Origin of the sequence: Halorubellus sp. JP-L1 (assembly GCF_011440375.1) — an archaeon.
Lineage (GTDB): Archaea > Halobacteriota > Halobacteria > Halobacteriales > Natrialbaceae > Halorubellus.
On sequence record NZ_JAAOIR010000002.1, the window covers coordinates 191,457 to 210,345 of the forward strand.

Genomic DNA, 18,889 nt, shown 5'->3' on the forward strand with positions numbered 1-18,889 from the left:
CCACCACCACCCACCCCCACCCCGACATTATAGTATATACTATACGGGGGCCTTTGGGCACGATTTTCCGGACACCCGCCCCTCGACCGACCCCCGAAAATGGTGGCGAACCCGAATCTGGCGAGAAAATCAAGGGGTGTTCCGCGGACGATGACGGACGTGACGATATCGAACACTCGCGTCGACCTCGGCGAGCTGCGGCGCGACGTCATCGCACCGTCGCTCTGGATCGTCGCGATTCTCGCGTGGGGCGTCGGCGACCTCGCGACGACCTGGGCAGGCTACTAGACCGCGCACGCCGTCGAAGCAACGCCGTTCGTCAACACCGTGATCCAGCGGTCGGGGCAGGCCGGCCACGCCGCCGTCAAGGCGCTCACGTTCGGCCTCGCGTGGCTCTACTACCAGCAATCCTCATCGCCATGGCCGCCGACTTCGACGTCGACGAGGACCGCGTGCGTACCGTCTGCCTCGCCATCCCGCTCGCGTTCATACTCGCCGGCGGCTGGCTCACGCTGTCGAATCTCGATGTCATCCTCGCAGGTGGTCGGCCGTGATACCGCTCAATCACGGATTTGGCGAGCCCGAACCCGGCCTCGGCGTGCTCCTCGCGTTTCCCCTATTGCTCCTCTATTCGTGGTTCGAGAAACGATACACAGATGAGACAGACCCCGTCGACGACCTCCGAGATCAGTACGTCGCCGGCGACCTCACGCCCGAAGAGTTCGAGGACCGCGTCGCGCTCGAACTCGACGACCGCGCCCAGGAGACCCGCCAGCGTCTCGAATGCATCGACGGCATCGGCCCCGACACCAGCGCGATCATCGCCCGCCGGTTCCGCACGCTCGACGAGCTGCGCGAAGCCAGCCGCGAGGAGATCAAGGACGTCCACGGCATCGGCCCGTCGACGTCGAAGGCCATTCGACAGTCCCTCGACTGAACTTCACTTTCACTTTCACCGCGCCCATGGCCCACCCTTACATCGGGACCGCCACAACTCTCTCGTATGATGACCTGGAACAGTCAGATATTCCAGATTCGAGTGAAAGAAACAAATGGCGGATACCAAGCACAGGAAGTCGGCAGTACCAACGTCGGCGCGGGAGAGAGCATTCCGGACGCCATCACCGACTACGCCGAACGCTGCAAGCGGAGCGAGGGATAACGATGGGAAATAGAAACCTGATCGGTATTAATTGGATGTCCTCGCCCCTAACCCCTATGTGGGGTGAACTACTTTGTCAGTAGAAATCGAAGGCGTAGTCAAGATAACAGTACGCTAGTGGCTGCACCGTCTTCACAACACATATCACCGGTCAAATCGAACAACAGTACCTATGTCACCTCAAGATAAATTCGGGTCAACCCCCTATGATGAAGAACGGGAGGTTGCGAACAAAGTCTTGAGGGCAATTGACCTCGCCATTGAGGACGAAATCGAAAGCCTCGACCGGCGAATAACCCGCCTTGAACAGGAGAAACTGTGCTATTTCGCGATCGAGGAATTCAATCTCCCGATTACGTACAGCTGGTATGTAGAAGGAGCGTATACACGTGTTGCTGGAGATCCCGATGGTGCAGTAAATCGGATCACTGCTGATTCTCCGAACGCCCTCCAAGATCCTGGAGAAGACGATGATGTAAACAAATTCAGGGAATTTTTCCGGTCAACCGAGTTCTTTGGAGACTACAAGCTTCGTGATATCTGGTATACAAACCGATACGAATTCCTGAAGGACTTTTACAAGGCGGAATCGCCCTCCGATTTCACCGACTTGTATATTTCATCCACCAACATCCGACAACAGCTCTCCGAGATCAGTAAGTCACTCGCCACCCAGAACAAGAATCGAAGTCTCGCGGAGTTCACCGACGCTGATTCGGCAAGTGCCATCACGGACGACGTAGAACAGGAGTTCAGGCTCTCTATTTCCGACTTTCATCTCGAATTGGCCAGTATCGAGAAGTTCGAGGACCTCATGGACGTATTATCACAATCAACTAATATCCTGGAACACATATTAGCGCGTCTCACGGAGCTTGATTCGCCATCTGAATCGCAAGAAGCGGTGGTTGCCGATCTAAACGATTACTTCTACTACGGGGTCTGGCGATTCCCAGCGCTGTATATCTCAGCCAGGACTGCAACAGGACCAAACAGTCATCACCTGATTGACGAACATGTCCGTGAATTCGAATCATTCCACGGAGAATTTGTCCCCCGGGTAAAGCGGATGGAATCTCAAGCCAAGCAGGAAAGCTTACTTCCGGACGCAGGGTCCCACTCTAAACGTCTGAAAGAAGGTTACTCGTCGTACTTGCATAATTTGACAAAGGAAAGCCTGGAGAGGGATGCATGAATCATCGCAAGCAGCTGAATCTTGACACTTCAATTCTGGTCAACTATGTATATACTCAATTACCCGAGAACATCGAATCAGACAGGGGATCAGCGAAAATCCTTGAAGGAGATGATTTCTATACGGTCATTGGGGGGAAGGCAGAGGGAGAGTTCGTCCGGTTATGTGAACGACGCCATGAATTGTATGAGGACGTAGTCAAATTTCTTCGTGGGACAGACTCTGATTTGGTGGATTACGCCCCATTATCCCGAGATATTCACCTCAGCGACAACGATAAAAAGCACATCCGAAAGGACATCCAGATGAGCTGGTACGAGATGGAAAAGCGGGAACAGCTTTCCCAGCTCCGTCGGTGCGTCCAAGACTTCGAATTATTCCGCAATCAGATTCCCAATCAGATTGTCGATCAAACCTACCCGAAGTCCTCCAATCCGGAGCTACAAAGGCGGATAGAGTCAGAGCTTGAGATAAACCATGACTGCGAGATCATCGTCGATGCAGTAGAGATCTCTAATAGGCATTCAATTTCGGTACTGGTTGCAATCGACTCTGATATAATATCTGACACCAATTCAGACGCAATTCGTTCGATAATAGAAGACCTCACTGGCGATCCGTTAATCGAGATAATATCTGCCGAAGATCTATAGTCGCCTTCCAAATCAACGAAACCTTCAGAGAGGGCGGGTCTCGAGAATAGGTTACTCACGGGTAATCTGTTTTAGGAAGCGAGTGCTGGGTGCGGTGAGCGACGAAGGATGGTTGAGCACTTCCAAGAATAGTCCACTCTCGGAAGGGCAAGATACGCTATAAACAATTAACATTACGTTCCAGCGTCGGGAAATTGGTGAGAAGGCGATACTAAGTCAGAACTCAGAACAGGAGGTCGGGCAAGTGAGGACGAAGCAGGCTTGATATTGCGATAGCGCAAAGATAGGTCTACCGCGACGCGAGACAGGTACGACACGCGTCCACTGTATCTGAGATATCCACTGTGGATGCGTGCTATTTCGTGAGATAAGCCACCATTTTCCGGCATATCGATGGGGTAACAATGTGGGTGCGCACTCGTACCACGGAACATTATGCAACAGAGAGTTAATCGAAGAACCGCGCTGAAGGGCGCTGGTACCATCGCGACCGTCGGCGGCCTCGGCGCGCTCGGCATTCATGCGGCGCGGCCCGCGTCCGCGGCCGAATTGACGCTTCAAAGCATCGAACTCGGCGGCGTCGACAAGACAGTTGGGCCGAACGAGACCGTAACTGACATACGGCTTACGGGCGGGCTCACTGCGGAGTATAAATCGCAGGAAACTGCCGTTCGCCACATCACTGTTGGGGGCGGACTGAGATTCCAGGGTAAGAACTCCGGGGACATCATTCGAGATCGGAAGGAGTACACGGACGTTGCCCCCCACCAGGGTACCGTGCAGTCCGAAATGGATGTCTCGCTTCGCGAGGATGCGCAGTGGTTCGCCCAGACGGACATAAACCCCGACATAGGCAATTCCGTCGAATGGACGTTCAAACTCGACATGCACGTCTCTCTCAACGCCGCGCCGGATGGGGAGGGGGTGGATATAATGGGCCAGGGGTACTCGGACACGGCGACCGTGAAGATTTCCCGCCCCATGACCGGCGAGACGTACATCGAGTTCAGCGGGCAGTACGAGTTCAGCATTGAGACTGACGAGTAGAGCAGAACACTGCATTCATTCGTTTCAGATATTGGTCGTGTTCCGTGCTTGTACAGAAGCGTGAAGTCCGTCGACGGTCGCACTCGCGAACCCCGCGAACCTCGCCGCCTCAGCGAACCCGACCATCGCGCCGACAGAATGAAGTTTCGTGATTTTACGTAGGAACGCGAACCAACCATGCGCACCGAACGGAACAAGGACGGCACCTGGAACGTCTGGATGACCCGCGACGAGTACCGAGAGATACCTCGGCACGCCGGTCGGGCCTCGAAGAAGTCGCCCTCTGACTGATGGGCGACCGCGGGCTTCGCGTCGCCGAAGTCCTCGACGTCCGCCCGTGCGACGTCTCTCGCCGGAGCGACGGTCGGCACTACAAGCTCGAAGTCGTCGGCGGGAAAGACACCAGCGGCGAGTACGACGGCGGCAAGCACCGTGAGACGTGGGTCCCGCTCGACCTCGAGGCACACATCAACCGAATCGTAAACGCTGACGTAAACGAGATCGACGACCGTGACTGCCTCGTCGACAGGTCCCAGTGTACACTATAGAACTGGGTGGACGCCGCCGCCGCCCGAGCTGCCGACGAGAACGGCGATGATGACTACCGGCGCGTGAGTACACACTACCCCCGGCGGTGCTGGGCCAACCATCTGCTCGTCGAGGAGAACGTCAGTCCGCAGCTCGTCATGGCACTCGGTGGGTAGAGTTCTTACGACGCTATTGAACCGTACCTTGGTGCATTCACTAAGGAGAACATCAATTCGTCGATGGTCAGCGATGACCCCTGGTATTCAGGACCTCGTCGTCATGGTTGTTTTTACTCAGAAGATGCTCTTCCTACTAAACGAAACCTGCTCAATCATCCAGATAAAAAGGACAGTCCAAAACCACATCGAATCCTCGCAGGATTCCTCTTTGGCTGTAGTTCAACAGTCCTCTTCGTCGGTGCGGATTTAGGAAAGACGCTACTCCACCGTATCCGGTTACTACGCTTATGCGAGTGGAGGTCCAATTCTCTTGGCATTATGGGTTACGTGTTCGAGACGAAGGTGAAGTTCGGCGATACGGGGGACGTCGTCGACTATCGCCGTGAGCAGATCGGGCGGCTCGATAAGTTCCGCGAGTACTTCGACGGCGCCGAAGAGGTGTTCGCAGTTACCTACAGTGACTCGCCGGAGACCTTACTGAAGATGCTCGGCGAGTTTGAGATTGGCCGGTTGGAGGTCGTCGTCGGCAACGTCGAAGACTACCGTGAGCAGCTCACCGATAAGCCGGCCCGGGCCGATCGGCTCGAACGGTTACGCAGCGACGGCCGGCTCGTCATCTACACCTGTCCTGGATGGGGTGTCCACACGAAGCTCTACCTCATCAAGCACGGGGGTGGGGACTGGACGCTCATCGACACGTCAGCGAACCTGTCGAAGACGGGGTGGGGGCATCAGACCAACATGGCGACGGTGTACGAGACGGATGGGTCAACAGTCATCGACGAAGAGTTCCACGAGTCCTACGTGCTGCACCGTGACACGTATGGCGAGGAGTTCATGCAGGACTTGAGCGAGCGGTTGGAGGATGTTGAAGATGAAGAGGAGCGCGAGCAGATTATTGACAGTTGGGTGGATGGACGCTCAACGGCGAAGAGCGAGTCCGAGGAGTTGAATGAACGGTTCATGGACGAGGTCGACCAGTTCGTCAGCCATGAACTCGTCAAGGATGGTGAAGACGCGGACAAAACGATCGCCATCGGGGACGAAGGGGGCGGGGTTGATACGGAGTTCGGGATCTCGTTGCGAAACTTCGATTCAGGGTTCAAGAAAGACCTGATAGACGCGTCTCGGGAAACAGACATCACGGTCACCGATAATACGCTCCGTAGCACCGTGCGGGGCGTCTCGCAGTACTTCGAGCGACAGTATGGAATCCCGTCGATGTGGTTCAACGATGAGACAGGCGATCTCTTCCTGCAGACGGGCGACAGTGAGTTCCCCACGCGGATGTCTCTACCTGTACCTGAAAGTTCGGACGCCATCAACCGAGAACTTGCCAAACTAGAGGAGTACATCGAAACGGTTGACGAGTACGGCGAGACGAACGCGCCGGAGGCGGTGAAGGCTCACCTCTTCGAGGGACTAATCTGGGTCTTCTGGGCGCCGTTCATCAACAAATACGCGAGTGTCTACCGGATGGCAGATATGAACCTCGATAAGAACTTACCTTACCTCTACATACATGGTGAGTCAGATGCAGGGAAGGGGACATTCCTCGAGTTTGCGCTCCAGAAGATTTCGAACGGGTCGGTCACTGCCAGCGAGGATGCGGACAAGGTGGGTGCAAAGTCCATCCAACAACTCCAGTACACGAACACGGTGTTTCCGTATGCGGTCGACGACATTCCGAAACGGGATATTCACCGTTACACGACGCTACGGAACATGTGGAACAACAACTGGAGTTCTGACTGTGACTTTCCGGCAACTGCCTTCGTTAGCAACGACAAGCGCCCGAAGAAGTGGGTCCGGAACCGGTCGAAAGTTCTCCACTTCGATGTTGTGTTCCGCTCGACGAAACAAAGCGAGGCGGCAGTGGCGAAGCTGAAGCGCCGGGATAACATGACGTTCAACTGGTTTTCCACGCTAATGATCGAGTCAGAGGTGTCGATTGGCGACCACGATGACACTCTCCGTAACGCACGAAACACTTTCGTCGAACTGTACAGGCGGGCCAACCGGGAATTGCCGGTGTACTTCCCGAGAGAGCCTGCCGATAAGGTATACAGTACAGGGCGGCGGCGGTGGCGGAACGCTTGGGAAGACTCGTTGTTCGAAGTCGAAGAGCGGCGCGGAGAGCTAGTGTGCACATTCCCGGAGCTCGAACGACCGGAACTCTACCGGTACGAGAAGACAATCCCGACACGGCTGCGGGCGAACGTCGAGGGGAACCGCGTAGTGATTGGGGCCGGCCGTGAGGCGTTTGAGGACTGGTTAGAGGAAGACCTCACGCAACACTCTGGGCTGAGGGCACACGTCACAGAATTGTTCGGATGAAAATTGGGACGAACGAAGTTTGTTGAATTTCTGGAAATAGGTGCTTCGGGGGCACGACCTCTTTGATGAGACTCGGATTTGATTGAACAAGTTGGACTTGGTGTACTTCTAAGATGCTATCATTTGCCGGCGTGAACGGGAACGCTGGTTTTGTTAGTCGTCGGCCTCGATTGCGGCACGTTCCGCTTCTTCGGCTTCCTCTTCTTCTCTTTCCTCGGATTCTTTTTTATCTTTGATCTTCTTCAGGCGGAAGATCTCCTCGCGCTCCTGCTCCTCGAGCTTCTGCTCGATGTACTCCTGGTTGTCGTAGAGCTCCGGGAGGAGCTTGAACTCGAGGGCGTTCACGCGACGTTTCGTCGTCTCGATCTCCTTGAGCATCTTCTTCATCGCCGTCTCGACCTCGGCGGCGAGGATGATGGACTCGAGGAGGTCCTCGTACGCTTCCGCGGCCTCGTCGATGCGCGCCGACGTGCCGAGGACGCCGTACCCGCGCTCGTCGAGGCTCTTCTTGACCTTCGAGGACTCGATCTGGGGGACGACGACGCCCATGATGTTGTTCGACTCCGTCGTGATCTCCGGGTGCTCCTTGAGCGCCGCGGCGGCACCGCGGACCGCGACGTCGCCCTCCATCGCGCGAGCCATGTTGATCTTCTTCTGGGCCGTCTGGTAGTCCTCCTCCAGCCCGCCGCGGACGTCCTGGGCCTTGTCGAGGATGTCCATGAACTCCATGATGAGGCCGTCGCGCTTCTGCTCCAGCGTGTCGTGGCCGCGCTCGGACAGCTCGATGCGGTCCTCGATCGCCATGAGGTTCTTCCGAGTGGGCTTGACGTCCTTGGCCATTAGGTGAGGATTGCGGAGCCAGCCGGTTAACCCTTTACGATTGTTCCGTGCGCGAACGCACGATGACCGCGCTGGCGGCCGTCCCAGCGGGAGCGTTGTCGTGCCCGGCGACCGTTCCAACCGGGAGCGTGGTCGTGCCCGGCGACCGATCCAGCGCGGAACCAGTTCGCGGGTCGAATCGACGCGTCGCTCGTCGACCTCGCGTCAGCCAGCGCGAAAAGGGAAGTCGGAGCCGCTAGTCGGCGGCGACTTCTTCGCCGACGTCTTCCTTGTAGTACTCGTCGATGAGCTCCTCGTCGACGCGGTTCAGCTGGTCGCTCGGAAGCATCGAGAGGAGGTCCCACCCGATGTCGAGCGTCTCGTCGATGGAGCGGTCCGTGTCGAAGTCCTGGTCGACGAACTCCGCCTCGAAGCGGTCCGCGAAGTCCAGGTACTTGTTGTCGAGGTCGCTGAGCGCCTCCCGGCCGACGATGTTCACGAGGTCGCGGAGGTCCTCGCCCTCCGCGTACGCCGCGTACATCTGGTCGGAGACGTCCGCGTGGTCCTCGCGCGTGAAGCCCTCGCCGATCCCGTCGTCCATCAGTCGCGACAGACTCGGCAGGACGTTCACCGGCGGCTTCAATCCCTGACTGTTCAGGTCGCGGTCCATCACGATCTGGCCCTCCGTGATGTACCCCGTCAGGTCCGGGATCGGGTGCGTGTCGTCGTCGCCGGGCATCGTCAGGATCGGGATCTGCGTGATCGAGCCCTCGACGCCCTTGATGCGACCCGCACGCTCGTAGATCTGCGCCAGGTCCGTGTACATGTACCCGGGGTAGCCACGGCGACCCGGGACCTCCTCGCGCGCCGCACCGATCTCGCGCAGCGCCTCACAGTAGTTCGTCATGTCCGTGAGGATCACGAGCGTGTGATAGCCGTGCTCGAACGCGAGGTACTCCGCGGTCGTCAACGCGAGTCGCGGCGTGACCGTCCGCTCGACTGCGGGGTCGTCCGCGAGGTTCATGAAGACCACCGAGCGCTCGAGTGCGCCCGTGCGCTCGAAGTCGGCCATGAACTCGTTGGCCTCCTCCTGCGTGATCCCCATCGCGCCGAAGATCACCGCGAACTCCGACTCCTCGTCGTCGCCGTCGCCACCCTCGGACTCCTCCGGGACCGTCGCCTGGCGCGCGATCTGCAAGGCGAGGTCGTTGTGCGGCAGCCCCGACCCGGAGAAGATCGGGAGCTTCTGGCCGCGAACGAGCGTGTTCATCCCGTCGATGCCCGAGACGCCCGTCTGGATGAACTCCTCGGGGTACTCGCGAGCGTACGGGTTGATCGCCTCGCCGACGATGTCCCGGCGCTCCTCCGGAACGATGTCGGGACCGCCGTCGATCGGGTTCCCCGACCCGTCAAGTACCCGCCCGAGGAGGTCCTCGGTGACGGGCATCTTCATCGTCTCGCCCAGGAAGCGGACGGACGAATCCATGTCGATACCTGACGTCCCCTCGAAGACCTGAATCGCGACCAGGCCCTTGTTGGATTCCAGCACCTGGCCACGACGCGTGTCGCCGTTGGGCGTCTCGATCTCGACGATCTCGTCGTACCCGATGTCTTCGTCGACCTCGGCGAACACGAGCGGCCCCGAGATCTCCGTAATCGTTTGATATTCCTTCATCGTCAGTAGAGCTCACGCAGCTGGTTCGTGATGGAGGATTCGAGGTCGTCGACGAACTCGGGGACCTCGTCGTCCTCCGTCGATGCGATGCGGTTCAGCTTCGGTGCCGCCTCGATGTTCTGGATCTCCTCGACCGGCACACCCGCGTCCAGCGCCTCCGACGCCTCGTCGTTGAAGTGCTTGATCGCCTGCAGGATGCGGTAGGTCTTCTCAGGCGGACAGTACTGGTCCACCTCGATGAACGCGTTCTGCTGGAGCCACGCCTCGCGAAGGTAGCGCGCGACCTCGAGGATCAAGCGCTGGTCCTCCGGTAAAGCGTCTTTCCCGACGAGCTGGACGATCTCCTGGAGCTCGCCCTCTTCGTCGAGGATGTCGACCGCCCACTGGCGGATCTCCGGGAAGTCCTCGGCGACGTTCTCTCGGTACCACGGGTCGAGCTGGTCCTTGTACAGCGAGTAGGACTCGTCCCAGTTGATCGCCGGGAAGTGCCGGCGCTCGGCCAGGTCGGCGTCGAGCGCCCAGAACGTCTTCACGATGCGCAGCGTGTTCTGGGTGACCGGCTCCGAGAAGTCCCCGCCGGGCGGGGAGACGGCGCCGATGACCGAGATGGAGCCCTCGGTGCCGTTGACGTTCTCGAAGTAGCCGGCGCGCTCGTAGAACTGACTGAGGCGCGCGGCGAGGTACGCCGGGTACCCCTCCTCGCCGGGCATCTCCTCGAGACGCGAGGAGATCTCGCGCATCGCCTCCGCCCACCGCGAGGTGGAGTCCGCCATCAGCGCGACGTCGTACCCCATGTCGCGGTAGAACTCCGCGATCGTGATCCCGGTGTACACGCAGGATTCGCGTGCCGCCACCGGCATGTTCGACGTGTTCGCGATGAGGCACGTACGTGCCATGAGGGCGTTCCCCGTCTGCGGGTCCGGGAGCTCCGGGAAGTCGTCGATGACCTCCGTCATCTCGTTGCCGCGCTCGCCGCAGCCGATGTAGACGACGATGTCCGCGTCGGAGAACTTCGCCAGACTCTGCTGCGTGACGGTCTTCCCGGACCCGAACGGCCCCGGGATCGCCGCCGTCCCGCCCTTCGCGAGCGGGAACAGGCCGTCGAGGATGCGCTGGCCCGACACCAGCGGCGTCGTCGGCGTCTGCTTGTCGCCAGCCGGCCGAGCCTCGCGGACCGGCCACTCCTGGCGCATCTGGACCGCCTCGCCCGAGGACAGCTCCGCGACAGGTTCCTCGACCGTGAAGTTCCCCGCCTCGATCGACGTCACCTCGCCGCCCTCATAGTCCGGCGGGACCATGACCTTGTGCTCGATCGTCACCGTCTCGTCGACGACACCGATCACGTCACCGGACTCGACCTCGTCGCCTTCCTCGACGGTCGGCTCGAACTCCCAGGTCTTCTCCAGGTCGATCCCCGGCGCGTCGACACCACGGTCGAGGAACGCCGAGTTCATCTTCTCCTCGAGCACGTCCAGCGGCCGCTGCACACCGTCGTAGATGGTGTCCAGCATCCCCGGCCCGAGGTCGACGCTCAGCGGCTCGCCCGTGTTCTCGACGGGCTCGCCGGGCGCGACCGCGGACGTCTCCTCGTACACCTGGATGGTGTACAGGTTCCCTTCGATCTCGATGACCTCGCCCATCAGTCCTTCGTCGCCCACGTAGACGACGTCGTTCATCCGGGCACCGAGGTCCGTGGCGGTCACGACCGGACCGCTCACGCTCTCGATCTGGCCGTCCTCGCGGACGTCAGTATCTGTTGCTTGGCTCATTATCGATTAGTCCTCGTCCATCAGGTCGATACCGATCGCTCGCTTGATCTGATCGCGCAGTCCGCTCGACCCCGCACCGCCGCCGAGCGTCACGAACGTCGGTTCGATGCTCGTATCCACGATACTCCGCGGCTCCCGCGACAACAGCGCCACGTCGTCGTCGTGCATCACGACGATCCCGACGTCCTCGTCGCGAGCGACCTCGCGAACGGCGTCGTCCAGCGCATCGGCGTCCTCGCTCTCCACGTTGTGGAACTTCCGGACGCCAGCGAGCCTGAAGCCGGTGGTGAAGTCCGGACTCCCGATGACGGCGATCTCCTGACTCATATCGTGACCAGCTCCTGTTCGATCTCGTCCTCGTCCAGTCCAGCCTCTCGGCCGCGCGCGATCGCACGGATGTTGTCCACTTCGCGCTCCTTCGCGATGACGTACGCCAGCACCGGCGAGATCGATATCGGGTGGACGTGCGAGAGACTGTCCGCGTACTCCTGGAGCGCCGCGTCCAGCGCACGCTCGAAGCCGATGAGGCTATCCGCGTCCTCGAGCTCCGCGAGCGCCGGCCCGATGTCGTCGCCGTACTCGCTCTCGCGGATGCGGGCGACGAGCTCGCTCCGGTTCGACACGAGCCCGGAGAGCTCGCCGCGCGAGAACAGCACGCCGCCCTCGATGAAGTACGCCTCGGGGTCGAGGTCGGTACCGCTGCGCGCGAGCCGGAGCGCGTTCCGCGCGTTCCGGAAGTCGATCTCGGCCTGCATGAACTCCGCGTACAGCGCGAGCGGACTGTCGGGCTCGTACGAGCCGATCTCGTCGAGCAAGTGCTCGTAGAACGCGCGGTCGACCGCGTTCTCCAGAGGGACGAGGACGTCCGTCTCCTCGTACTCTGGGAACGCCGCCCGCATGCCGTCCTCGAAGATGGTGCCGTCGAGCAGTTCGACGACGCCCTCGATGGACTGGGCCTCCAGGAGCCGGTCGAGGAAGCGCTCGTCGAACTCGCCGGCCCGGATCAGGTCGGACTCGATCTCCTCGCGCGACGCACCCGAGTACAGGCCGCGAAGCACCGTCTTCACGTTCCAGACGTCGAACTTCCGGAGGTACGCCGCGATCTGATCGTAGAGCCGACCGCCGGCCCAGTCCAGGACGTCCTCGAAGTTCTCCGCGAGATTCCGGTTCAGCGCGTACTCGATGAGGTCCACGCCACTGTAGCGCGACCCGAGCGCGTTCATCTCCGTCTCGTACTCGGACTCCTCCATGTACCGGGAGATCTCGCCCGGACCCATCCGAACGAGCTTCCGGTAGTCCTCGTCGTCGAAGAGCTTCGCACGGCGGGCCCGGATCCGCGCGTTCACGTACTCCGGATTGGCTCCCTGTGCGCTGCTCATTCTTCCTCTTCGAACAGTTGGTTACTGATCTCCTTGAGGTTGTCCTCCCAGACGTCCTCGAGGAGCGAATCGAACGTGTTGTTCACGCGAACCCGACTCTCCTCGGCTTCCACGACCACGCCACCGAGGCACTCGTGCGTGCCGGCGACGGCGTAGCCGTCGTAGTCCGCGACGACGTCCTCGAGGAGCTCCTGGTCGTCCTCGCGACCGTAGACGCTCACGGCCGCTCCGTCGTCGAACTCGACGCTCGCCGCGTCCAGCAACGCGGTCGTGAGCTCCGTGCGCTGCTCGCCCTCCATCGTCGCGAGCTCGGACTCGACGCGCTCGCGGACGTCCTGGAGGACGTCCCGTCGCGCCTCGAGACGCATCTGCTTGGCCTCGAGCTTCGCGCTGGAGAGCTTCTGTTCTCGCTCCTGTTCGACCGTTCGCTCCGCCGCGCGCTCTGCCTCCTCGATCGTCTCCTCGGCGTCCGTCTCGGCCTGCTCGACGATCTCGTCGGCTCGTTCGTCGCCGTCCGCTCGTATCTCTTCCGCACGCGCGCGGGCTTCGTCCCGGATGTCCTCAACGACTGTATCCAGACTCATTGTGGAAAACGAAGCGGTTGATTACCCGACGAACAGCGGGACGAGCGCCAGGATGACGAGCGTCTCGGGCAGGACCGTCATCAGGATGGCGATACCTGTGGAGATCGAGTCCTCGGCGAGCGCGCCGATGGCGGCTGCGCCGATCCCACGCTCGGCGTACCCGGAGCCGAGTGCGGCGAGACCGATGCCGATCGCGGCAGCGGCGGGCTTTTCGAGCGCGGGCGAGGAAGCGGCCTGCGTCCCGTCGTTCTGTAGTGCAACACCGAGACTGAGTACGTGTTCTGCGAGTTCCATCATAATTTGCGTAGTCCTCCGTGTCTACCAGACAGGTCGTACTGGCCACAGCGCACCCATAAAACTTCCCAAAGAAATCGGCCGGTACCGGACGTATAACCCTGAAAAACAGGGGGCAGATATAAAGACGTTTTCGGTCTCGGTTCGCGGATGGGCCGGTACGCCACAGTTCACCCGCGAGAGCTGGGTCGCTGCTCGACGCGAGAGCCGGACGGTTCGTCGAATCGAAGAACGGACGGTTCGTCGAAGACGGGTTCGACCGAGGGTTAGTCCTCGGTCGTGTACTCGCGATCGTACCCGAACGGCTCGAAGACGCGACCGCCGCCCTCGTAGAACTTGTCGAAGAACTCCACGAACTCGAGACGCACGCCCTGCAGGCCGGCGCTCGTCACGCCGAGGACGAGGACGAGCAGGTGGCCGACGACGAAGATGACGACGCCGAGGAGCACGAACGGCACGCCGCCGTGAACGAGCCCGCCGAACATCAGTTCCTCCGCGGGGACCGCGCTCGGGCCCTTGTCGGTGAGGAAGTGGATCGCGCCGTCGTGCTCGTACGCCCCCCAGAACAGGAGGTTGACGACGAGCGCCATCCCCGCCTTCGCGAGGAGGACCGCCGCGATCCGGATGTACGACAGGACGTTCACGAACGCGTTCGGCGACTCCAGCACGCCCACGGCGAGGCCGGGTGCGCCGTACTTCTCGTACTCGCCGTAGAGGACGCCGACGAACCCGACGAGCGCGACGACGAGTCCGAGCGTCCCGACGACCTCAGGCAGGCCCTCGAAGCCGGCGATGTACGTCTCCCGTAGCGGCTCGAACAGGATCGGGTCCTTGATGCCGAGCGCCTGCGCGGAGAACATCCACGACCAGACGCCGATCATCAGGAACCACCACGCCAGGTTGTGCGTGAACGCGTCCACGAGACCGTGACTCCGGTCGTTGACGAACCCGAACCAGAAGCCGACGGTCATGTGGAGGATGCCGGCGACGAGGCTCAGCACCAGCCAGGACCGCGCGTACGCGCCGTACGTCGGCTGGAGGCCCTTGTGCATCGGCGGGTGTCCGTCGAACAGGATCTCGCCGAGCGTGTGCATCCCGAACACTTCCCCGTACAGCACGCCGAAGAGCATCGTGAACACGCCAGCGAACAGCGCGATCGCGCCGATCGACTGGACGATCTCCGAGTCGAACTTCTTGTAGATGCCGTACCCGAGCGCGGTGTAGAGGATGCCGTAGCCGAGGTCGCCGATCATGAACCCGAACATGAACGGGAACGTCAGCATGATGATGACCGTCGGGTCGATCTCCGTGTACTGCGGGCGACCGACCATCTTCGTGAGCGACTCGAACGGCGACACGAACCCGTTGTTGTCCTGGACCGTCGGCGGTTCCTCCGCCATCGACACCGTCCCGCCGTCCGTGACAGCCTCGGTGTGGTCGGGGTGGCCGTGGCGGTCGTAGTCCGCGCGTTCCAGTTCCTCGACGTCGACGCGGTCGCCGACGACCTCACCGAGTGCGGCCTGTAGCGAGTCCACGCGCTCGGTCGGGATCCAGCCCTCAGCGACGAACGCGTTCTCCGTCGTCGCGAACTGCAGCGGCGCCTCGGACTTCTGGACGTCGATACTCAGTCGCTCCTCGGCGGCGAGCAGGAAGCTCGCGACCTCCAGGCGGAGTTCGTCGATCTCGTCCTCGGCCGTGTTCAGTTTCGACTCGAGGCGTTGCTTGCGGTGCTCGAGTTCCTCGACGTACGCCGAGGGGTCGCCCTCGGCGTCCTCGGGGACCTCGATGGTCGTGAAGTCGACGCCGACGAGGAGGTCGTCGAGGAACCCCTCGCGAGCGTTCGACTCGGGGTAGACGTACGCGGCGACGACCCCGTCGGCTTCCTCGACCTCGAACTCGCGGACGACTGCGGCGTCCCGGAGCGCCTGCCGGATGCCGTCTGCGTTCCCTTCGCCGACGCGGACCTCGAGGGTCTCGTAGCCGGAGAGGAGGTGCAGGGGCGTCCCGAGTCGCGCGAACGGCTCGATGGAGTCGATGCGTTCCTCGACGCCGCGGAGCTCGTCCTCGAGTTCGTCGCGGCGGTCGTCGAGCCGGTTGGCTTCCTGGCGGACCTCTTCGAGTTCCTCGTCGAGCGCGTCGTCGGTGACGATGCGGCTCGGGCCGGCGTCCGCGTCGTCGACCTCGAGGATGTTCTCGAGCGACCGGACCGTGACGAGCTTCTCGGAAGCCGACTCGGCTCCCGCGACGGGGTCGCCGTTGTCGAACCCCTCCCAGGAGCCGTCGTAGTCGCTGAGGTGAACGAGGTTCAGGTCGTGAACCGTCTCGATGACGTCTCCCATCACGGCCTTCGATCCCGTCACCGAGACCTTGCTCATCCGCTCAGGTCTGAGCATGTACCTCCTCCGTGAAGCGGTCGAGGACGAAGTCGACGACGTCGTCGACTCGGCCCTCGGCGCGAGACCGGAGGCGCTCGCGTGCGTCCTCGCCGTCCTCGAGGATGCGGTCGCGCTCGGTCTCGATCTCCTCGCGGGCGGCTTCGAGTCGCTCGGACTCGAGCTCCCGCGCCTCCGCTTCCGCCTCCTGGCGGATCTCTTCGGCGCGCTCCCGGGCCTCGGAGATGCGTTCTTCGCGGTCGGCCTCGGCCTCCGCGATGATGTCGTCGGCCTCTCCTTCGGCCGTCTTGATGCGTTCGAGAACCTCTGGCCTCGGCATGGTATGAACGTGGGAGAGTTACAACAGCGCCTATTTGGTAGTTGCGAAAGGCGGTCGCCGGAATACGCCGTAGCGCGCCCCTCGCGGGCCTTCCGCGCCGTCGGAATCAGCACTACTTTGGTCGCGCCGTTCGAAGTCCAAACAATGGGATTCCTCGAAGACAAGTCGCGGGCGCGGCTGTTCTACAAGTACCTCTCGAAGGTGTACGACACAATCAACCCGTTCATCTGGAACGAAGCGATGCGGACGGAGGCGATCGGGATGCTCGATATCGAGCGCGACGACCGCGTGCTGGACGTCGGCTGCGGCACCGGGTTCGGGACGGCGGGCTTGCTGGAGGTCGTCGACGAGGTCCACGGGCTCGACCAGAGCCCGCACCAGCTGGAGAAGGCGTACGCGAAGTTCGGGAAGTCCGGTCGCGTGCGCTTCCACCTCGGCGACGCGGAGCGGTTGCCGTTCGAGGACGACGCGTTCGACGTGGTGTGGTCGAGTGGCTCCATCGAGTACTGGCCGAATCCCGTGGAGACGCTCCGAGAGTTCCGGCGAGTGTGCAAGCCCGGCGGGCAGGTGCTCGTCGTCGGCCCGAACTACCCCTCCTCGAGCGTGTTCCAGAAGCTCGCGGACGCGATCATGCTGTTCTACGACGAAGACGAGGCCGACCGGATGTTCCACGACGCCGGCTTCGAGGACGTCACGCATCGATTGATGGGGCCGTCGTACGACCCTGACGTCGCCATCACGACGCTCGCTCGCGTCCCCGACGACGAGGGGGCGAGTGCGGACGAAGCGTCGTCGGTCGAAGCGGAAGCCGACGCCTGACTGGTGGCGGTCGAAGCGGAAGCCGACGCCTGACTGGTGGCGGTCGAAGCGGAAGCCGACGCCTGACTGGTGGCGGTCGAAGCGGAAGCCGACGCCTGACTGGCGGCGGTCGCGCCTGCGACTTCTCTCGTCGTCCTGTCCGCGAGCGACGGTGCTGGTGCGTGCGACGAGTGCGTCGTCGGCGTAGACGGCGACGACGACGCGGTCGCCGGGCACGATCCGGGGGTGGTTCGTGCTCGCGATCCGGATCCGCGAGCGCTCGCCGGCGGTCCACGTGCCGTCGCTCCCGCGGTTGAGGGGGCCGGTCGGTCCGGAAACGAACCCTTCGGCGGCGAAGAACGGCACGGGTGGCTGGTGTGCGAGGCGCGTGCCGGCGACGGTGACGACGACGCGGAGGTCGGCGACGGCGAGCGAGTCACCGCCGCGGTGTTCGAGCACGAACGCGTCGGCGTCGGCGTCGGCGCTGACCGCGAGGCGGGCGGTCGGCGCGGGTTCGCCGGGAGCGACGCCGACGGCGAACGCGACGGCGACGCCGCTCGCGAGCACGACCGCGAGCGCGACCACGAGGACGACGCCGACGACGGAACTCGTCGCCCGCTGCGACGGCGACGCCCCGCGGAGGGTCGGCGAGAGCACGCCGGCCGTGGCCGCGGCTCCGTACTTGAACCCTCGGGCGGAGAATCGGTCGCGGTCGCAGTCGCGACCGCGAAGGTGAGACGGACGACGCTATCCTATCACTCGTCAGAACAGACGCACGGCGCTATCCGGTCAGTCGTCCATGTCGACGTACGTGAACCACTCGTCGTGGTCGTCGGTACGGCGCTCGACGAGGTCGAAGAACGCGGTCTGGAGTTCTTCGGTGACGGGGCCGCGCGAGCCGTTCCCGATGGTGACGTTGTCGACCGTCCGGATGGGCGTGACTTCCGCGGCGGAGCCCGTGAAGAACAGTTCGTCGGCGGTGTTGAGTTCGCCGCGGGAGATGGAGACGTTGTCGTGGACCTCGTACCCGCGCTCTTCGGCGAGCGTGATGAGGGTGTCTCGCGTGATGCCGTCGAGGATGCTCTCGCTGAGTCCGGGCGTGTAGATCTCGCCGTCGTTCACCATGAAGATGTTCTCGCCGGGGCCTTCGGCGACGTTTCCTTCCTTGTTCAGGACGATCGCTTCGGCGTACCCGTTCCGGCGGGCTTCCTCGCCGGCGAGCATCGAGTTCACGTAGAGGCCGGTGGTCTTCGCGTTCGTCGGGATCTGGCTGGACGCGTGCTTGCGCCACGAGGACACCATGACCTCGATGCCGTTCTCGAGTGCGTCCTCGCCGAGGTACGTGCCCCACGGCCAGCACGCGACGGCGGTGCGCGTCGGACAGTCACCGGGCGACACGCCGAGGCTCTCGTACCCGTAGAACGCGATCGGGCGGACGTAGCACGACCGGAGGTCCTGCTCGCGGATGAGGGTCTTCGTCGCTTCCGTGATCTCCTCGGGGTCGTGGTCGATCTCCATCTCGTAGGGCTTGCAGGACTCGTAGAACCGCTCGACGTGGTCCTCCCAGCGGAAGAGCGCGGGGCCCTTCTCGGTGTCGTAACAGCGCGCGCCCTCGAAGACGCCGCTCCCGTAGTGCAGGCCGTGCGTGAGGACGTGGATCTGCGCGTCGTCCCAGTCCACGTACTCGCCGTCCATCCAGATGGTGTCGACGTCCATCTCCTCGAAGCCAGGCATGTCTGGGGCATCGACTGCCTAGGA

At 62.0% G+C, this 18,889-nt stretch carries 20 protein-coding genes and 1 pseudogene; 10 read left to right on the forward strand and 11 right to left on the reverse strand.

Annotation, left to right across the window (positions count from 1 at the left end; all coding sequences use genetic code 11):
• Window positions 1-150: 150 nt before the first annotated feature.
• The 9 genes from G9C85_RS09445 (at window position 151) to G9C85_RS09480 (ending at window position 7,101) form a co-directional block, all read left to right on the forward strand.
• Complete coding sequence (locus G9C85_RS09445; RefSeq protein WP_166039309.1) at window positions 151-288, forward strand: hypothetical protein; 138 nt, start codon at window positions 151-153, stop codon at window positions 286-288.
• Between the two features lie 131 nt (window positions 289-419).
• The gene (locus G9C85_RS19115; protein WP_275690774.1) at window positions 420-554 is read left to right on the forward strand and encodes a hypothetical protein; all 135 of its coding nucleotides are present in this window, start codon (window positions 420-422) and stop codon (window positions 552-554) included.
• The gene (locus G9C85_RS09450; RefSeq protein ID WP_166039311.1) at window positions 551-937 is read left to right on the forward strand and encodes a helix-hairpin-helix domain-containing protein; all 387 of its coding nucleotides are present in this window, start codon (window positions 551-553) and stop codon (window positions 935-937) included. The genes G9C85_RS19115 and G9C85_RS09450 overlap by 4 nt, the downstream gene beginning before the upstream one ends.
• A gap of 66 nt (window positions 938-1,003) precedes the next feature.
• Entirely contained in the window at window positions 1,004-1,162 is a 159-nt protein-coding gene (locus G9C85_RS09455; RefSeq protein ID WP_166039313.1) for a hypothetical protein, read from the forward strand.
• A gap of 172 nt (window positions 1,163-1,334) precedes the next feature.
• Window positions 1,335-2,357, forward strand: coding sequence for a hypothetical protein (locus G9C85_RS09460; protein WP_166039315.1), 1,023 nt, complete (start codon window positions 1,335-1,337; stop codon window positions 2,355-2,357).
• Window positions 2,354-3,010, forward strand: coding sequence for a hypothetical protein (locus tag G9C85_RS09465; protein WP_166039317.1), 657 nt, complete (start codon window positions 2,354-2,356; stop codon window positions 3,008-3,010). The genes G9C85_RS09460 and G9C85_RS09465 overlap by 4 nt, the downstream gene beginning before the upstream one ends.
• 435 nt (window positions 3,011-3,445) lie before the next feature.
• Entirely contained in the window at window positions 3,446-4,057 is a 612-nt protein-coding gene (locus G9C85_RS09470) for a hypothetical protein (protein WP_166039319.1), read from the forward strand.
• 290 nt (window positions 4,058-4,347) lie between these two features.
• The gene (locus G9C85_RS18675; protein ID WP_205254339.1) at window positions 4,348-4,605 is read left to right on the forward strand and encodes a hypothetical protein; all 258 of its coding nucleotides are present in this window, start codon (window positions 4,348-4,350) and stop codon (window positions 4,603-4,605) included.
• A gap of 477 nt (window positions 4,606-5,082) precedes the next feature.
• Entirely contained in the window at window positions 5,083-7,101 is a 2,019-nt protein-coding gene (locus tag G9C85_RS09480; protein ID WP_166039024.1) for a hypothetical protein, read from the forward strand.
• A gap of 153 nt (window positions 7,102-7,254) precedes the next feature.
• Here G9C85_RS09480 and G9C85_RS09485 read toward each other — a convergent pair whose 3' ends face one another.
• The 9 genes from G9C85_RS09485 to ahaH all read right to left on the reverse strand — a co-directional run bounded on the left by G9C85_RS09485 (window position 7,255) and on the right by ahaH (window position 16,333).
• A complete protein-coding gene (locus tag G9C85_RS09485) occupies window positions 7,255-7,941 on the reverse strand; it encodes a V-type ATP synthase subunit D (RefSeq protein WP_166039321.1) in 687 nt (228 codons plus the stop codon).
• A 235-nt stretch (window positions 7,942-8,176) separates the two neighbouring features.
• Window positions 8,177-9,595, reverse strand: coding sequence for an ATP synthase subunit B (locus G9C85_RS09490; protein WP_166039323.1), 1,419 nt, complete (start codon window positions 9,593-9,595; stop codon window positions 8,177-8,179).
• A gap of 2 nt (window positions 9,596-9,597) precedes the next feature.
• Window positions 9,598-11,364, reverse strand: coding sequence for an ATP synthase subunit A (locus G9C85_RS09495; protein WP_166039325.1), 1,767 nt, complete (start codon window positions 11,362-11,364; stop codon window positions 9,598-9,600).
• 6 nt (window positions 11,365-11,370) lie between these two features.
• Window positions 11,371-11,691 (reverse strand): V-type ATP synthase subunit F, encoded by a 321-nt coding sequence (locus tag G9C85_RS09500; protein ID WP_166039327.1) that lies wholly within the window; start codon window positions 11,689-11,691, stop codon window positions 11,371-11,373.
• Window positions 11,688-12,743: a V-type ATP synthase subunit C gene (locus G9C85_RS09505; protein WP_166039329.1), complete on the reverse strand. Its 1,056-nt coding sequence runs from the start codon at window positions 12,741-12,743 to the stop codon at window positions 11,688-11,690. The genes G9C85_RS09500 and G9C85_RS09505 overlap by 4 nt, the downstream gene beginning before the upstream one ends.
• Window positions 12,740-13,327: a V-type ATP synthase subunit E gene (locus G9C85_RS09510; RefSeq protein WP_166039331.1), complete on the reverse strand. Its 588-nt coding sequence runs from the start codon at window positions 13,325-13,327 to the stop codon at window positions 12,740-12,742. Before G9C85_RS09510 ends, G9C85_RS09505 begins: the two co-directional genes overlap by 4 nt.
• Before the next feature lie 21 nt (window positions 13,328-13,348).
• Window positions 13,349-13,624, reverse strand: coding sequence for a hypothetical protein (locus G9C85_RS09515; protein WP_166039333.1), 276 nt, complete (start codon window positions 13,622-13,624; stop codon window positions 13,349-13,351).
• 263 nt (window positions 13,625-13,887) lie between these two features.
• A complete protein-coding gene (locus G9C85_RS09520; protein ID WP_166039336.1) occupies window positions 13,888-16,014 on the reverse strand; it encodes a V-type ATP synthase subunit I in 2,127 nt (708 codons plus the stop codon).
• Window positions 16,001-16,333: an ATP synthase archaeal subunit H gene (gene ahaH, locus G9C85_RS09525; protein ID WP_166039338.1), complete on the reverse strand. Its 333-nt coding sequence runs from the start codon at window positions 16,331-16,333 to the stop codon at window positions 16,001-16,003. The genes G9C85_RS09520 and ahaH overlap by 14 nt, the downstream gene beginning before the upstream one ends.
• 144 nt (window positions 16,334-16,477) lie before the next feature.
• Here ahaH and G9C85_RS09530 point away from each other — a divergent pair, with 144 nt between their 5' ends.
• Complete coding sequence (locus G9C85_RS09530; RefSeq protein ID WP_166039340.1) at window positions 16,478-17,152, forward strand: methyltransferase domain-containing protein; 675 nt, start codon at window positions 16,478-16,480, stop codon at window positions 17,150-17,152.
• Between the two features lie 381 nt (window positions 17,153-17,533).
• On the opposite strand, the pseudogene G9C85_RS19120 reads toward G9C85_RS09530, so the two are convergent.
• Both G9C85_RS19120 and G9C85_RS09540 read right to left on the reverse strand, forming a co-directional pair.
• A pseudogene (locus G9C85_RS19120) lies at window positions 17,534-17,788 on the reverse strand (type IV pilin); the annotation flags it as partial.
• Window positions 17,789-17,920: 132 nt separating this feature from the next.
• Complete coding sequence (locus G9C85_RS09540; protein ID WP_166039342.1) at window positions 17,921-18,865, reverse strand: branched-chain amino acid transaminase; 945 nt, start codon at window positions 18,863-18,865, stop codon at window positions 17,921-17,923.
• Window positions 18,866-18,889: the final 24 nt, after the last annotated feature.

Coding starts and splice junctions, on each gene's coding strand:
- G9C85_RS09540 (WP_166039342.1), bottom strand. CDS start 18,865: ATGCCTGGCTTCGAGGAGATGGACGTCGACACCATCTGGATGGACGGC.
- G9C85_RS09515 (WP_166039333.1), bottom strand. CDS start 13,624: ATGATGGAACTCGCAGAACACGTACTCAGTCTCGGTGTTGCACTACAG.
- ahaH (WP_166039338.1), bottom strand. CDS start 16,333: ATGCCGAGGCCAGAGGTTCTCGAACGCATCAAGACGGCCGAAGGAGAG.
- G9C85_RS09460 (WP_166039315.1), top strand. CDS start 1,335: ATGTCACCTCAAGATAAATTCGGGTCAACCCCCTATGATGAAGAACGG.
- G9C85_RS09465 (WP_166039317.1), top strand. CDS start 2,354: ATGAATCATCGCAAGCAGCTGAATCTTGACACTTCAATTCTGGTCAAC.
- G9C85_RS18675 (WP_205254339.1), top strand. CDS start 4,348: ATGGGCGACCGCGGGCTTCGCGTCGCCGAAGTCCTCGACGTCCGCCCG.
- G9C85_RS09500 (WP_166039327.1), bottom strand. CDS start 11,691: ATGAGTCAGGAGATCGCCGTCATCGGGAGTCCGGACTTCACCACCGGC.
- G9C85_RS09495 (WP_166039325.1), bottom strand. CDS start 11,364: ATGAGCCAAGCAACAGATACTGACGTCCGCGAGGACGGCCAGATCGAG.
- G9C85_RS19115 (WP_275690774.1), top strand. CDS start 420: ATGGCCGCCGACTTCGACGTCGACGAGGACCGCGTGCGTACCGTCTGC.
- G9C85_RS09530 (WP_166039340.1), top strand. CDS start 16,478: ATGGGATTCCTCGAAGACAAGTCGCGGGCGCGGCTGTTCTACAAGTAC.
- G9C85_RS09505 (WP_166039329.1), bottom strand. CDS start 12,743: ATGAGCAGCGCACAGGGAGCCAATCCGGAGTACGTGAACGCGCGGATC.
- G9C85_RS09455 (WP_166039313.1), top strand. CDS start 1,004: ATGATGACCTGGAACAGTCAGATATTCCAGATTCGAGTGAAAGAAACA.
- G9C85_RS09520 (WP_166039336.1), bottom strand. CDS start 16,014: ATGCTCAGACCTGAGCGGATGAGCAAGGTCTCGGTGACGGGATCGAAG.
- G9C85_RS09485 (WP_166039321.1), bottom strand. CDS start 7,941: ATGGCCAAGGACGTCAAGCCCACTCGGAAGAACCTCATGGCGATCGAG.
- G9C85_RS09445 (WP_166039309.1), top strand. CDS start 151: ATGACGGACGTGACGATATCGAACACTCGCGTCGACCTCGGCGAGCTG.
- G9C85_RS09510 (WP_166039331.1), bottom strand. CDS start 13,327: ATGAGTCTGGATACAGTCGTTGAGGACATCCGGGACGAAGCCCGCGCG.
- G9C85_RS09470 (WP_166039319.1), top strand. CDS start 3,446: ATGCAACAGAGAGTTAATCGAAGAACCGCGCTGAAGGGCGCTGGTACC.
- G9C85_RS09490 (WP_166039323.1), bottom strand. CDS start 9,595: ATGAAGGAATATCAAACGATTACGGAGATCTCGGGGCCGCTCGTGTTC.
- G9C85_RS09480 (WP_166039024.1), top strand. CDS start 5,083: ATGGGTTACGTGTTCGAGACGAAGGTGAAGTTCGGCGATACGGGGGAC.